Below are 15584 nucleotides of genomic sequence, written 5' to 3' on the forward strand. Positions count from 1 at the left end.
CCATGGGCATGTGGGAATTATTGGTGGTGTTCGTAGTAGGTCTTATTGTCCTTGGCCCCGAACGCTTACCTGTGGCCATTCGAACGGTAAGCCGCTGGGTAAAAACAGCCAAAGGCATGGCCAACAATATTTCTGCACAGGTCAACGAGGAACTGCGTGTACATGAGCTACATCAGAACCTTAAAAAGGCTGAGCAGCAAAATATGGAAAACCTTCCTGACGATGTAAAAGACTCGGTGGCAGAGCTGCATAAAGCGGCGCAATCAGTCACTCGCAGTTATGACAACGCACCAAAAAAAGACAGCAGTAACAAAGATGAGTGAACCCCAACAGAGCGGCTTTATTGCCCACTTGGTCGAATTACGTAATCGCTTGATGCGCTCATTGCTTTGCGTATTGTTGGTGTTTGTTGCGCTCGTGTATTTTGCCAACGACATTTACGCCTTTGTTGCAGCGCCTCTGCTTGCACATTTGCCAGCAAACAGCCAGATGATCGCCACCGATGTTACCGCACCGTTTTTTACGCCTTTTAAGCTTACACTTTTTGTTGCCATATTTGCTGCCATCCCCTTTATCTTGCATCAAGTATGGTCTTTTATTGCGCCGGGACTGTATCAACACGAAAAGCGCATGCTGATCCCTATCTTGCTTTCAAGCGTCTTACTTTTTTACGGTGGTATCGCTTTTTGTTACTTCGTTGTCCTACCCATCGTACTCAGCTTCTTTACCGGTATTGGCCCTGAGGTTATGACGCTGACGCCAGACATCAGCAGCTATTTAGGGTTTGCATTAAAGCTATTTTTCGCATTTGGTATTGCCTTTGAAATTCCGGTAGCCATCATGCTGCTTTGTTGGAGTGGGGCCACGACCACCGCGAGTTTAAAGCAAAAGCGCCCTTATATCGTGGTTGGGGCTTTTGTGGTCGCGATGTTTCTAACGCCCCCCGATGTGTTATCACAGACCTTGCTCGCCTTACCGATGCTGTTATTATTTGAGCTCGGCCTGATTTTGGCCGCCTTTTATAGCGCTAAATCACCACAGGAAGAAAAACAATGAAAAAATATTTAGTATCCGCCGTGCTCACCGCTTGGGTGGGAACACTTTCTCCCGCAGCCATAGCCAATGACGGCGTGAATATTCAAGCGCTAAAGGCCTGTAGCTTTATTGAAAATGATTTTCGTCGCCTGCTGTGCTACGACAACATCATGGCCGGCAAACCTATTGATGCTATGCCTAAAGGCGAAGTGAAAAACACCAACGCTGCACCGCAAAGTAATAAAAAAGCGCAAGCCGCAAGTGTTGCCGGTGCGCCAGCAAAACATAGCAAAGCCAATAAAGCAGACTTTGGCCTAGAGCATAAAAAAGAAAAAGAACAAAAAGACGATAATAACGAGCTTCGCGCGCGTGTGAGCCAAGTTGATGAAGCCCCTTATGGCGAGCTTATCCTGACTCTCGACAACGGTCAAAAATGGCGCCAAATTGGCACCGAACATTTTCGTTTGAATAGCAATGATACAGTGATTATTAGCCGTGGCATGTTCAACTCTTTCCTACTGAAAAAACAAGGTGCAAATAAGTCTATCCGTGTTAAACGCGTTGATTAAGTAGCTGCCATGATAGATATCGGAGTCAATCTCACAAGCAGCCAATTTGCAGCAGATACTGACGCTGTGGTTGCTCGTGCGCGCGACGCAGGTATCACCAATATGGTAGTGATTGGTTGTGACGAGCGCGATAGCCAGCATGCAGTTGAGCTGGCACGTCGCCATCAGTTGTTTTGCACCGCCGGTATTCATCCCCACAATGCAAAAGATGCAAGCGCCGAGTTCGAGCAAGTTATCGCCCAGCTAGCCAGTCAAAGTGAAGTACTGGCTATTGGTGAATGCGGCCTCGACTACAACCGCGACTTCTCACCGCGACCTGTACAGCGCGAGATTTTTGCTCGCCAGCTAGCTTTGGCAAATGAATTAGCGCTGCCCGTGTATTTACATGAACGTGATGCTAGTGCGGATATGCTAGCACTGCTGCGAGAGTACCAACCGCGTGGAATTTTGCACTGCTTTACCGGCAATGCTGAACAGGCTCAGCACTATCTTGAGTTGGGCCTGTATTTAGGGATCACAGGCTGGGTATGTGATGAACGTCGCTCGCAAGCGCTCAATGAAGCCTTGGCGCATATTCCTAGGGAGCGATTACTAGTTGAGACTGACGCTCCTTACCTCTTGCCTCGGACAATACGGCCAAAACCAAAGTCACGGCGCTGTGAACCCCATCACCTTGGCTACGTAGTCACCCACTTAGCTCAACGCTACGCATGCACTGAGGCAGAGATCATCGCGCAGACCAAACATAATTTTAGCCAATTGTTTAATGTGGAGCTGCGTTAGTTATGCGTGTGCTTGCTTGGGCGATGATGCTGCTGTGGTCGTGCTCAGCGCTCGCCTCAAGCATGAGTATCAATACCGAAGCAGACTCCTTAGCAACAGCGCAAAATTCACCCCATTGGCAACCCCTTAATAAGCCGTTTATCAACTTGGGCAACAAAGTGCGTTATGGCTGGCTGCGGGTGAATTTAAGCTCTCACCAACACCCACCCAGCGTATATATTATTGCCATCGATAACCCATTAATAGATAGCCTCAAAGCGTTTCATTTACGTGATAATAAGCTAATCAATACGCGTACTATAGGTAGTCAAGTTGATGGTGCAGATCGACTTTTTAAAGATGAATCACTGTCCTTTTATATTGATACCCGTAGCCCTGGGGAGCACTGGGTCTACATCGAAGTGATCGCCAGTGACGGCTTTAGAATGCCGGTTCAGGTGCATACTCTGAAGAGCTACTTTGAATACAAAAGCAGCTTCAATAGCCTATTCGGGGCGGTGATGGGCCTCGCGGCAACGCTGATATTGACCACCTTATTCTTTTTTATTCTGTCACGACAAGCCCGCTTTTTATTGGCCACGGCATACATTAGTGCTTTGGCACTGATAGGTATTTACGTATTTGGCTATGGCTATCGCTATTTGCACCCCGATACACCTTGGCTACAAACGGCGGTGCTGCCCCTACTACTGATAGCTGCACCAAGCCTCTTAGTTGCTTTGAATCAAACACTGATAGCGCCAATAAAACGTAAAACGTCGATTACTGTCATGCTCATTACTGTGGTTATCGGCCTACTTCCAAACCTATTACCTGCCGCTATTGCCGACCCGATCGTAGTTGTTGCGAGTACCTTATTTTGTTTATTCGGCGCGGTCTATAGTGCTTGGCAGGGGTATCGTAAGCAACAACAACAGTTATGGGTACTCAGTATTGCCAATCTGATGTTACTCGCGCTGATGGGCTATTTTTGTCTCAACTATTTTGGTTTCGCATTGCCGATTAACAAAACCAGTTGGTGGCTTTTCTTGCCCCCTGCGAGCAGTGCCTTACTTGTCTGTTTTGTAGTTATTCGCAACTTGTTAAGCCAGCACAGTGAACGCATGCGCGCGCAGCAACAAGCACTGGCGGAGCAGCAAACACGAGACCAATTACTGGCTCAGCAGCTGGCACTAGAGGAACAAACTAAAGAAGAACTAGAAAATAAAGTAGAAGAGCGCACCATAGAGCTACAAATTACCCTACGGGAATTAGAAGAAAAGAACACAGAGCTAGAGCGCATTAATAACGAGGACCCATTAACGGGTGTCAAAAATCGCCGCTTTTTCGATAAGCGTTTAGAGCATGAGTTACGGCGCTCACAACGGGATGACGCTCCGTTGAGCCTGCTAATGATAGACATAGATCACTTTAAAAAGGTCAACGATAGCTATGGTCATCCCGCTGGCGATGCAGCTATTAAATTGGTGTCACAAACTATCAAAGCCTGTTTACGCCGCCCATTTGACCATGTGTGCCGCTACGGCGGTGAAGAGTTTGCCGTTATTTTACCCAATACCACGCACGAGGGCGCCCTCAAGCTGGGCGAAGAAGTATGCACTGAGGTAGGTCAACAACAGGTTGAATTCTCAGAGCACCAATTTTCATTAACTGTTAGTATTGGCGTGCATACCGCTTACGGGGAAACCACCGCTCACGCTGGCGACATCACCCATATGGCGGATGAGGCGCTATACCATGCTAAAGCGCATGGTCGTAATCAAGTAATTAGCTCACAATCTTTGCCTTAGGAGAGCATTATGGCCCAATCAGGACTCGACCTGTTTCCTTATACGCGTATGCGTCGTTTACGTAAAAATGACTTCTCTAGACGCTTAACTCAAGAGCATGAGCTCAGCGTTAATGACTTAATTTATCCAGTGTTTGTCTTGGAAGGCAAAAACCGCCGCGAACAGGTTGAATCTATGCCTGGAGTTGAGCGCTTGTCCATCGACTTATTGATTGAAGAAGCTAAAGAGTTGGTCGCTTTAGGTGTACCCGCTATTGCCCTATTTCCAGTCACACCCAGTGAAAAGAAATCGCTGCATGCCGAAGAAGCCTATAACCCAGAGGGGTTAGCACAACGCACGGTGCGCGCTTTGAAGAGCGAACTGCCTGAGCTAGGGGTGATCACCGATGTTGCCTTGGACCCCTTCACCGTGCATGGTCAGGACGGCATCATTGACGAGCAAGGCTATGTTATCAATGACATCACCACCGAGGTGTTGGTGAAACAAGCGCTGTCACACGCCCAAGCGGGTGCCGATGTCGTTGCCCCCTCAGATATGATGGATGGTCGTATCGGCGCTATTCGTGAGGCGCTAGAAGAGCAAGGCCTGATCAATACCCAAATTATGGCTTATTCTGCCAAGTATGCGTCAAGCTATTATGGCCCATTTCGCGATGCGGTCGGCTCAGCGGGTAACCTCAAAGGGGCTGATAAAAAGACCTACCAAATGAATCCTGGAAACTCCGATGAGGCCCTCAGAGAAGTCGCGCTGGATTTACAAGAAGGCGCTGATATGGTCATGGTGAAACCAGGCATGCCCTACTTAGATATTGTTCGACGCGTTAAAGATGAGTTTTCCGTGCCCACCTTCGCCTATCAAGTCAGTGGTGAATACGCCATGCACATGGCTGCTATTGAAAACGGCTGGTTAGAAGAAAGAGCCATTGTTATGGAGTCTTTACTTGCCTTCAAACGTGCAGGGGCTGACGGTATTCTCACTTATTTTGCTAAACGCGCGGCGCAGTGGCTTAACGAATCTTAAGCTTAACACCCAACTTTTTTCTGAGAAAAAGCGCTAACAAGTTAACAACTTGAAATTTTCGTGTAACTTATTGGGGGCATAATATGTCCCCCTTTAGGGATAAATAACAATACACGGGAAGCTATCTAATGAAAAACACAGTCACACCTATCGCTCTAGCGGTGGCGGCCTCGTTGGCATCGCTCAGCGCTCAAGCAGATATCTTAATATCAGAATATGTCGAAGGCAGTAGCAATAATAAAGCCATCGAGCTTTATAACCCCAATTCAGAGTCAGTCGATTTAAGCCAATATAGTATTGAGTTTTACTTTAACGGCAGCACTACGGCTGGTTATACTCTCGATCTCTCAGGCTCACTGGCAGCTGAAGGCGTTTTTGTTGCCGCACATGAATCAGCAGATTCTGCAATTCTGGCAGTCGCTGATCAAATTGCAGGCGGTGGTTGGTTCAACGGCGATGATGCCATTGTGCTTCGTAAACAGGGTGACGTCATTGATAGCCTTGGTCAGGTTGGCCTCGACCCTGGTTCGCAATGGGGTGAAGGACTCACCTCTACGCAAAATAATACCCTGCGCCGTATTGATGGCACCGGTGCTCGCACCGCCCTAGACACCGCCTATATCCCTAGCGACTTCTTTACTGGCTATGAGCAAGACGATTTCAGTGATCTGGGCACCTACCAAGGAGGTTCCGGCCCAGTCGACCCTGATCCAGAGCCAACCCCCGAGCTCACATGTGCTGATCCAGCCACTACCATTAGCGAAATCCAAGGGCCAGGCATGGCCAGTCCCCTGCAAGGCGAACAAGTTATTGTCGAAGCGGTGGTCAGTGCTGATTACCAACAAAGTGACGCCCTTAATGGCTTTTTCTTAGCATCACTCAACGCTGATAATGATCCCCTCACCTCTGAAGGTATTTTTGTTTATCACAGTGATGATGACGTTAATGTCGGTGACCGTGTACGACTTCAGGCCACCGTTGATGAATACTACGGCGCCACACAATTAAAGAATGTGACGGCGCTGAAGAGTTGTGGTACTGCACAAGCTGATATCACTGAAATCACGCTACCGGTTGACAATATCGACGAGCTTGAAGCCTATGAAGGCATGCTCATCAGTGTCGCCCAGCCAATGTACGTAGTAGATAGCTATAATTTGGCACGCTATGGAGAGCTCGGCCTAGCAACAGAGCGCTTATATCAAGGCACCCAAGTGGCGCTACCAGGTGATGCCGCCAATGCGCTGGAAGCGCAAAACCAGCTAAAACAGTTATTACTTGATGATGGCTCAACACAGCAAAACCCTGAAGTGATTCCTTATCCTGGAGCTGGACTGGATGCCTACAATACCGTGCGCTTAGGCGATAGTGTAGAAGGCCTCACCGGGGTGTTAGGCTATGGTTTTGATCGCTACCGTTTACATCCAACCACGGCTGTACAATTCACTGCCAGCAACCCTCGCACTGAAGCGCCCGTACTCAATGAGCAGGGCGATATTAAAATCGCTAGCTTTAATGTCTTAAACTACTTCAATGGTGATGGCCAGCAAGGCGGCTTTCCTACCTCTCGCGGTGCCGATGATTTGCAAGAGTTTATTCGCCAAGAGCAAAAGCTCGTTACCGCCATCACCGCCATGGATGCCGACATTGTTGGCTTAATGGAAATTGAAAACGATGGCTTTGGCGAGTTCAGTGCCCTAAGTTCGTTAGTCACTGCACTGAACGATGCAACCGATAACGGCGAATATGCCTTCGTTGATTTTGCCGTAGCCGAGGTTGGCACCGACGCCATTACTACCGCGCTCATTTACCGTAGCGACCGCGTACAAGAAGTTGGCACAGCCAGCATCAATGATGAAGACGCCTTATCCTATGGTAACCGCGCGGCGATCGCACAGAGCTTCCGTGATATTGAAAGTGATGAAGTGTTAACCGTTGCTGTCGCTCACTTAAAATCTAAAGGTGGCTGTAGCCGTGCCGAAGGGCTCGATCAAGACCAAAATGATGGTCAAGCCTGCTATAACGCAACGCGCGTAGCCGGTGCCGAGCAGTTCGCTTCATGGTTAGCGAGCCAACCCACTGGTGTGGCTGATGACGATGTGATCATTGTCGGTGATATGAATGCTTATGCGCAGGAAGACCCCATGCAAACCTTTGCCGACGCCGGATTTGCCAATGTCATTCCTACGCTGGAAGGCAATACGTTGGGTTACTCATATAACTTCCAAGGCCGCTTAGGCAGCTTAGACCACGCTTTGGCATCACCCAGCCTTATGAACAAAGTGGTCGCTGCTACCGATTGGCATATTAATGCTGATGAGCCTCGGGTGTTAGACTACAACTTAGAGTACAAAACCCAGGCACAGCAGGCCAGCTTGTATGCCGAGCATGCATACCGCGCCTCAGATCATGACCCCGTCATCGTCGCCATTGCTGCCGAGCAATCTGAGCCCGAAGAGCTTGTGGGCGAGTTTACTGGCCTTAGTGGATGGTTTTGGCCTCGCAACTTTACTATCGACTTACCAGAGGGTTACCAAACGCTAGATATCGAGCTCGTGGGTGGCTGGGGTCAAGTTGACCTGTACGTTAGCCACCAACGTCGCCCGTCTATTTTCCGTGCCGATTGTGCCTCACGTAACTGGGGGACTGCAGAGCAATGTCACTTTGATAACCCTGCTGCTGGAAAGTGGAAAGCCCGTATTCTTGGCCCTCTGCCCTACGGTAATGTCACGTTACGCTACCGTGCGGTTAAAGCCGACTAATAGGGTTTAATACCGAGCGAGAATGGCGTCACGAGCGCCATTCTCGATTATCTTTTTTAGCCCCTGTTCAAATAACTTTTGCAGCCGCTCGCCATCTGGGTGATGGGGAGAAAAAGCAAGAAAGATATCGGTTCCTTCATTAATAAATGCCACTTGAATATTATCGCTAATCCCTTGGGTACGACGTAGATAATTTGCTGATTTAATGAAAATAAGCGCACTGTCTAAGCGCCCTAACATCAGCCTTCGCATGTTAGGCAAATCGGAGTTGGCATACGCCGCCACCACTTTATGTTCGGCCACCAAAGTAAGAAACTGGTCGCCATAGCCATATCCTCTGACAACACCTACTAACTCGCCATTAAACTGCGCACGATTAGTAATTTTCAGAGCCCGTTGGGTATTGTGATAATACGCAGAATAAGCCTTATAAAGAGGTGTACTACCGAGTAAGTACTTTTCTTTACTGATAGCATCGATAGGCACATTGAACCCCGCTACATAGGCACCGGTATCGAGGTAATGCAGCACCCGCGCATAAGGGTAAATATGGTAGTCGACTGACACGTCTACCGCTGCAAAAGCGGCCGTGATTATATCATTCGCCATGCCCGTACCATCGGCATTGGCATACGGAGTCCATGCGTCTTCAGCAGCAATAACCACGCGCTCGGCTTGGCAAGGTGAAATTAGAAACAACAAGGCAAGAAATAGGCAGCCGCGACTCATGCTCTCTCCAGCACACCACAAATTATTTTATTATAGGCACTGCTTGGTTGGTCGCGACAAATTATCCTAGATATCTACATGATCAATGGTGGTGGCCGCCTGACATAGCTTGGCCATCACTGTGATAAAACCCTGATGCACCGTGCTCAATAAAGCCCTGATTTATCATTTTCGCCAAAAATGGATCATGTTCATTATCGCCCACATCGGCATAGTCCGTAGTTTGATAACGGTCCCAATGAGCAAATTGTTGCTGCACTTGTTGCGGGTTAAGCTGGTAACTTTGCAACGCTAGTCTGCTTATTTGTTGCCACCTGTCTTGATGGTCAGCGTCTTCACGTGCCACCACAAGCTGCTTGACCAGCTGCAATGCTGGCAGCCATACCAGGGTCACTTTATAGCCATTTTGCTGGCGTTCGAAGTGCTGCTCTTGGCCGCAGCCCTCACCTTGCGTACGTGATGGCGATTGTGAAAGTAGGTCACTGTGCACTAACTGGTATTTTTGTGACCAACTGACTGGTTGCCCGCCTTCTTTTAGCTCACCAGGTTGGTACTCAATGCCTCTTTGGTAATGCTCAAAATAACGAATAGGCCGCACTTGCTGATTAGATAGACGTTGCCAGAGCTCAACGACCCCCTGGCTGTTGGCCTGATGCGCTACCTGATCATGCAGCCGCCAAAGCGAAAATAGCTGCTCTTCTTGAGCGCCTTGCTGCTGTATATAATTGGCTTTTAACACCTGCGCATTCGCTTGGCATTGCTGTTGCGCATATACACTGGCACTACACATGGCGACTGCCAACGTGGCTAATTTGACATACTTCATCATTTTATCCTCCACTTAGGGCCGAGGACATAGCAATCTATGCCCTCGACCTTAGGTGATTAATTACCTAGCTTGGCTTCTGCTTTACTCACTAAATCTGCAGCGTGATTAATCACGTGGAAGATATAGTTTTGCTCATTAGTTCCGGTCACTAGGTGGGCTCCAGGACCCTGGGCATACACCCCCACATCTTCACCCGCATGAGTTTCTGAGCTAAGTGGCACCAGTGCTTCTTGGTGGAATCCAGCTGTGGTGGTGTCAATGGTGCTCAAATCCACACGACCAGTGACAATCTCACCGTTGTAGCCAGCATCAGCATTGGTCTGTGCGCCAAGGTTCTTAAAGCCGTTGCCATTGGTGTAACCCAAAGTGGTGTAAGGCATGCCATCGGCTGCCAAGGTAGGCTCGTCGCTGCCAACGGCAACCACTTTACCTAAAATGGGGTTACCTCGTTTAGGGTAGCCAGCAATGGTAAATACATGGCTATGATCTGCGGTTACGATGATCAGGGTCTCATCCGTGTTGGTCTTTTCCATCGCGGCTTGCACCGCCTCGGCCAACTCCACCGTGTCGTGAAGCGCATTATAGGCATTACCTGCATGGTGAGCGTGATCGATACGACCCGCCTCTACAGTCAGAAAGAAGCCCTCGTCGTTATTATCAAGAACATCAATGGCTTTTTCCGTCATCGCCGCGAGCGACGGCTCACCGGCGATATCATTGCTTCGGTCTTGCTCATACTGCATGTGCGATTCGTTAAATAGCGCAAAGATGCGTTCAGTGCTGGCAGGATCGATAGCATCAAAGCCCGCTTGATCCATCACATAGGTGCCATTGGGGTAAGCCGCTTGCCATTGCGCCGTTAAGTCACGGCCATCGGTGCGGTCACCCTCGGTGCTGCTTTGCGCATCATTGCTATTAAATGCGGCATCTTTTGGCAGGAAGTGACGACGACCACCGCCCATTACCACTTCAATACCATCAATATCGACGTCGAATCGCGCTTCCAGATTAGGCTCAAAGTTAACTAATTGCGAAGCAATGTCTTCGCACCCAGCAGCGACCGCATCAGCAGGCATATCGGAGATGTCTTCCCAGTTACGGTCGGCCGACTTGGCATAGGTGGCAGCCGGTGTGGCGTGAGTGATCCGCGCGGTTGACACAATTCCCGTTGATTTACCTGCGATTTCTGCCAGCTCTAAGGCGGTTACTAACTCATTGCCGGACACCGATTCACAGTCACCACGGGCAATCCCTTCAGCCACGCCAATCACACCCACATCGGTTTTGACGCCTGTCGCCATAGCCGTCATAGTGCCAGCTGAATCAGGAGTTTGCGCATCAACATTATAGGTTTTAGCAAAGCCGGAATAGGGCATGGTTTCAAAGCTAAGCTGGTGCTCCTCACCCATTTTTCCTTGTAGTTGCCCAGCTAAAATACGTGCAGCTGTGACCGTGGAGATGCCCATCCCATCACCTACGAACAGAATCACGTTTTTCGCTTTTTGATTACTGCTGCTTAGCTGCTCGGCACGTTGTTGTGCCTGCGCGACTTTATCCTGAGCATCGCTAAACCAAGCGTTGCCCGTTAGGTTAGCCAGTTCATCATCATCTAATGTAGTTTTAATCGGGTTACAATTGGTCGTTTGCGCTGCAACTTCATCGCCATCAAGCTCGCCATTGCCATTGTCATCGGCACCCACTTGAGTGTAGACACCACCATTAATGCATTGACTATCACCCACAGCTATGTCGGTGTTAACAGTTAAAGTCGGCGCGCCATCATCGTCAGAGCAACCCGCCAGTGCCGCAACCACGGCAAGAGAAAGAATATTTAGCTTGTTCATTGTAATACCTGCTTACTTAGTGAGCTCAAGGGCTGAGTCGATAATGTGGAACACCATGCTTTGTTCAATCACTCCCTGCGCTAGATGGGCGCTGGGACCCATAGCATGAAGGGAAATATCTTCGCCTGCGTGTGTCTCTGAGCTAAGTGGAATGGTTGCTTCTTGGTGAAAACCTGGGGTGGTGGTATCGATACCCGCCAGATTTTGACGCCCGGTTTGCGGCGCATCGCTGTAGCTGGCATCAGCGTTAGTTTCCATGCCTAGGTCGCGAAAGCCCAAGCCATTGGCATAGCCAAGCGTGGTGTAAGGCTTACCATCTGCTGCAAGCGTCGGCTGCTGCTGCCCTACCGCCACTACCTGACCTAGAATAGGGTTACCACGTTTAGGGTAACCGGCAATGGTAAAGACGTGGCTGTGATCCGCCGTCACCAAAATCAATGTTTCTTCGGGGTTAGTGTTCTCGATGGCATACTGCACGGCATTAGCCAGTTCGATTGTATCGTTCAGCGCATTGTATGCATTACCCGCGTGGTGAGCGTGGTCAATACGCCCGGACTCAACCGTAAGGAAAAAGCCTGTATCGTTATTATCAAGCACAGATATTGCTTTAGCGGTCATTTCCGATAGGGAAGGCTCACCCGCAAGATCATTGCCTCGGTCTGCTTCATATTGCATATGAGATTCATTGAACAGTCCAAACACCCGCTGAGCGTCATCGGCTATAGCATCAAAGCCAGCACGGTCCCATACGTAGACACCATCGGCATACTTTTGTTGCCATTCCTGAGTCAGGTCACGACCATCGGTGCGGTCTCCTTCGATAGCGCTGCGGGCATCAAGAGTGTTATACGTTTCGTCTTTCGGTAGGAAGTGACGACGGCCACCGCCCATAACCACTTCTATACCATCCACGTCAGTACCAGCAAAGCGCGCTTCAAGGTTTTGTTCAAAGTTAACCAATTGCGTAGCGATATCCTCACACCCTTGCGCAACTGCCTGCGCAGGCATGTCTGACACGTCTTCCCAATTACGATCTGCTGATTTGGCATAGGTTGCTGCAGGAGTGGCGTGGGTAATACGGGCGGTGCTGACGATACCAGTACTTAAACCTCGAATTTCTGCAAGCTCCAGAGCAGTAATCAGTTCATTACCAGCTACCGTGGCACAATTTCCGCGCTCGATATCTTCATCTACACCAATCACACCCACATCAGTTTTAACCCCTGACGCCATGGCGGTCATGGTGCCTGCTGAGTCTGGGGTTTGTGCATCAACATTATAGGTTTTCACCTGAGCCGAGTAAGGAAACTTCTCGAAGCTAAGGTAACCTTCTTCACCCATTTTGCCGTTATTTTGGCCCTGTAGAATACGAGCTGCTGTGAGTGTTGATACCCCCATACCATCGCCAACAAACAGAATCACATTTTTGGCCTTAGTCAGTTTTTGCTGATTGGCCAATTGCTGCTTCTCGTTGAGCTTATTCTTATCTGTTTGATACCACTGACTATTGGTCTGAACGTCAGGCAAGACTCCGGCCTGCACTGGTGTGCACACCAGCGAGGAGATGGCCGAGGCTGCCGCCATCGCCAAGGCTAACTTTGATACTTTCATTTTTTGTTCCCGTGAGTTTTATTATTTAGCGCTGTTAAGAAGCTGTTCTTAACCACAAATATGTACCAGCAAGGGTTGTACTGGCGTCGTTACTGTAGGGAACGAATGTTTCTAAAATATAACCATTTATTGACGGACAGATGATGAATATATGACAGCGAATACGGGAGCAGAGGAATAGGCATAAAAAAACCCAGGCACTAGCCTGGGTTTTTCTTAGAAGAGGCGACTATTACTTCGCTTCTTTTTTCGCTTTTTCTGCAGCGATTACTTCGTCAGCAACGTTTTGCGGACAAGGTGCGTAGTGTGAGAACTCCATAGAGAACTGACCACGACCAGAAGTAATAGTACGTAGGTGGCCGATATAACCGAACATCTCAGATAGTGGTACTTCACCCTTGATGCGTACGCCCATGCCGCCCGCTTCTTGGTCTTTGATCATACCACGACGACGGTTAAGGTCACCGATTACGTCACCCACGTTGTCTTCAGGAGTGAATACGTCAACTTTCATGATTGGCTCAAGAAGTTGTGCACCCGCTTTAGGGATAGACTGACGGAATGCGCCTTTTGCAGCGATTTCGAACGCGATAGCTGATGAGTCAACTGCGTGGAAAGCACCGTCAAATAGTTCAACTTCAACGTCTAGTACTGGGAAGCCGGCAAGAACACCTTCTTCCATCATAGATGCGAAGCCTTTCTCAACTGCTGGCCAGAATTCCTTAGGAACGTTACCACCAACAACGCTTGAGCTGAACTTGTAGCCTGAACCTACTTCACCTGGCTTGATACGGTAATCGATCTTACCGAACTGACCAGAACCACCTGATTGCTTCTTATGCGTGTAGCTATCTTCGATTTCTTTGGTGATAGTTTCACGGTAAGCAACCTGAGGCTGACCAACAATAAGGTCTACGCCGTAAGTACGCTTAAGGATATCAACTTTGATATCAAGGTGTAGTTCACCCATACCTTTAAGGATGGTTTCACCTGAATCTTCATCAGTCTCAACTTGGAAAGATGGATCTTCTGCAACCATTTTACCGATTGCGATACCCATTTTCTCTGTACCACCTTTATCTTTAGGTGCAACAGCGATTGAGATTACTGGATCAGGGAAGATCATCGCTTCAAGCGTACATTCGTGCTTAGGATCACATAATGTGTGACCAGTTTGCACGTTCTTCATACCAACAACAGCGATGATGTCACCCGCCTGCGCTTCGGTAAGTTCGTTACGCTCGTCAGCTTGCATCTCAACCATACGGCCGATACGCTCAGTTTTACCTGTTGCTGAGTTAAGTACTGTGTCACCTTTTTTCATGCGACCCGAGTAGATACGGATGAAGGTAAGTGCACCAAAACGGTCGTCCATGATTTTGAACGCAAGCGCTTTAAGTGGCTCATCTGCAGATACAGTTGCAACTTCACCAGTAGGCTCACCAGTGTCTTTGTCAGTTAGTGGCTGCGGATCTACTTCTGTTGGTGAAGGTAGGTAATCAACTACAGCGTCTAGCACTAGCTGCATACCTTTGTTCTTGAACGCTGAACCACAGTAAGTTGGGAAGAACGCAAGATCACGAGTACCTTTACGGATACACGCTTTGATTTGCTCTAAAGAAGGCTCTTCACCTTCCATGTATGCTTCCATTAGATCGTCGTCTTGCTCAACGGCAGTTTCAACAAGCATCTCGTGATACTCATTTACTTTGTCTACCATGTCAGCTGGAACGTCTTGTACTTCGTAGTTTTCAGGAAGACCTGTGTCATCCCAAACGTATGCTTTCTTCTCAAGTACATCAACAACACCAGAGAACTGGTCTTCGATACCGATAGGAAGAGTCATCACTAGTGGGTTTGCGCCAAGTACTTTTTTCACTTGCTCTACAACGCGGTAGAAGTCAGCACCCATACGGTCTAGTTTGTTTACGAAGATACAACGTGCTACTTCTGATTCGTTCGCATAACGCCAGTTAGTTTCTGACTGCGGCTCAACACCACCAGAACCACAGAATACACCGATACCACCGTCAAGTACTTTAAGTGAACGATATACTTCTACTGTGAAGTCAACGTGTCCAGGAGTATCGATTACGTTTAAACGGTGACCTTTCCACTCACATGTTACAGCTGCTGATTGGATTGTAATACCACGCTCAGCTTCTTGGTCCATGAAGTCGGTCGTTGATTCGCCGTCATGTACTTCACCGGTTTTGTGAATTTTACCGGTGAGCTTCAGAATACGCTCTGTCGTGGTCGTTTTACCCGCATCTACGTGCGCGAAAATACCAATATTTCTGTATTTTGATAAATCTGCCATTGCTTTACTCTATTGGTCGAAAAATTATTCGGCGGGAGTATATCACCTCTTGTGGCGAACATCATCATAGAAACCGCTTAAAATGCAATCAAATTAGGAAAATCTTGGGGACGCCAATAAAATCGTTTGAGCCAAGGTAGGATGCGGCTTTGCCGGAGCTAAAAAGACATGATTTCACGCTGATAAAACGCCGCAGTAGCAAGACAACAGAGTGTCAAAAGGGGTATAGCGTTTTATTTAAAACAATGCAGGGTAATTCACTGTAAGACTTGAATATGAACGCGACACGCCG

General features: G+C 48.5%; 12 protein-coding genes. 7 read left to right on the top strand and 5 right to left on the bottom strand.

What is annotated here, in order from left to right:
- Positions 1 to 2 precede the first annotated feature (2 nt).
- The 7 genes from tatB to MHM94_RS17555 all read left to right on the top strand — a co-directional run bounded on the left by tatB (position 3) and on the right by MHM94_RS17555 (position 7959).
- The gene (gene tatB, locus MHM94_RS17525; protein WP_022943904.1) at positions 3 to 323 is read left to right on the top strand and encodes a Sec-independent protein translocase protein TatB; all 321 of its coding nucleotides are present in this window, start codon (positions 3 to 5) and stop codon (positions 321 to 323) included.
- Complete coding sequence (gene tatC / locus MHM94_RS17530) at positions 316 to 1056, top strand: twin-arginine translocase subunit TatC (RefSeq protein ID WP_022943903.1); 741 nt, start codon at positions 316 to 318, stop codon at positions 1054 to 1056. Before tatB ends, tatC begins: the two co-directional genes overlap by 8 nt.
- Positions 1053 to 1604 carry a hypothetical protein gene (locus MHM94_RS17535; RefSeq protein WP_045980264.1) on the top strand — a complete coding sequence of 184 codons (552 nt, stop codon included), beginning with the start codon at positions 1053 to 1055 and terminating at the stop codon, positions 1602 to 1604. The genes tatC and MHM94_RS17535 overlap by 4 nt, the downstream gene beginning before the upstream one ends.
- A 9-nt stretch (positions 1605 to 1613) precedes the next feature.
- Positions 1614 to 2387: a TatD family hydrolase gene (locus MHM94_RS17540; protein ID WP_022943901.1), complete on the top strand. Its 774-nt coding sequence runs from the start codon at positions 1614 to 1616 to the stop codon at positions 2385 to 2387.
- 2 nt (positions 2388 to 2389) lie between these two features.
- Positions 2390 to 4177, top strand: coding sequence for a sensor domain-containing diguanylate cyclase (locus MHM94_RS17545; RefSeq protein ID WP_235420078.1), 1788 nt, complete (start codon positions 2390 to 2392; stop codon positions 4175 to 4177).
- A 9-nt stretch (positions 4178 to 4186) separates the two neighbouring features.
- A complete protein-coding gene (gene hemB / locus MHM94_RS17550) occupies positions 4187 to 5197 on the top strand; it encodes a porphobilinogen synthase (protein ID WP_022943899.1) in 1011 nt (336 codons plus the stop codon).
- A gap of 128 nt (positions 5198 to 5325) precedes the next feature.
- On the top strand, positions 5326 to 7959 hold the full coding sequence (locus MHM94_RS17555) for an ExeM/NucH family extracellular endonuclease (protein ID WP_138510086.1): 2634 nt from the start codon (positions 5326 to 5328) through the stop codon (positions 7957 to 7959).
- A 6-nt stretch (positions 7960 to 7965) separates the two neighbouring features.
- Here MHM94_RS17555 and MHM94_RS17560 read toward each other — a convergent pair whose 3' ends face one another.
- The 5 genes from MHM94_RS17560 to fusA all read right to left on the bottom strand — a co-directional run bounded on the left by MHM94_RS17560 (position 7966) and on the right by fusA (position 15292).
- A complete protein-coding gene (locus MHM94_RS17560; RefSeq protein ID WP_022943897.1) occupies positions 7966 to 8688 on the bottom strand; it encodes a transporter substrate-binding domain-containing protein in 723 nt (240 codons plus the stop codon).
- Positions 8689 to 8770: 82 nt separating this feature from the next.
- Positions 8771 to 9517: a hypothetical protein gene (locus tag MHM94_RS17565; RefSeq protein WP_235420079.1), complete on the bottom strand. Its 747-nt coding sequence runs from the start codon at positions 9515 to 9517 to the stop codon at positions 8771 to 8773.
- 56 nt (positions 9518 to 9573) lie between these two features.
- The gene (locus MHM94_RS17570; RefSeq protein WP_235420080.1) at positions 9574 to 11361 is read right to left on the bottom strand and encodes an alkaline phosphatase; all 1788 of its coding nucleotides are present in this window, start codon (positions 11359 to 11361) and stop codon (positions 9574 to 9576) included.
- Positions 11362 to 11373: 12 nt separating this feature from the next.
- Positions 11374 to 12972: an alkaline phosphatase gene (locus MHM94_RS17575; RefSeq protein ID WP_138589119.1), complete on the bottom strand. Its 1599-nt coding sequence runs from the start codon at positions 12970 to 12972 to the stop codon at positions 11374 to 11376.
- A gap of 232 nt (positions 12973 to 13204) precedes the next feature.
- Positions 13205 to 15292: an elongation factor G gene (gene fusA / locus MHM94_RS17580; RefSeq protein ID WP_045980256.1), complete on the bottom strand. Its 2088-nt coding sequence runs from the start codon at positions 15290 to 15292 to the stop codon at positions 13205 to 13207.
- Positions 15293 to 15584 lie beyond the last annotated feature (292 nt).

It is taken from the genome of Pseudoalteromonas sp. CNAT2-18.1 (assembly GCF_022347865.1).
Lineage (GTDB): Bacteria > Pseudomonadota > Gammaproteobacteria > Enterobacterales > Alteromonadaceae > Pseudoalteromonas > Pseudoalteromonas ruthenica.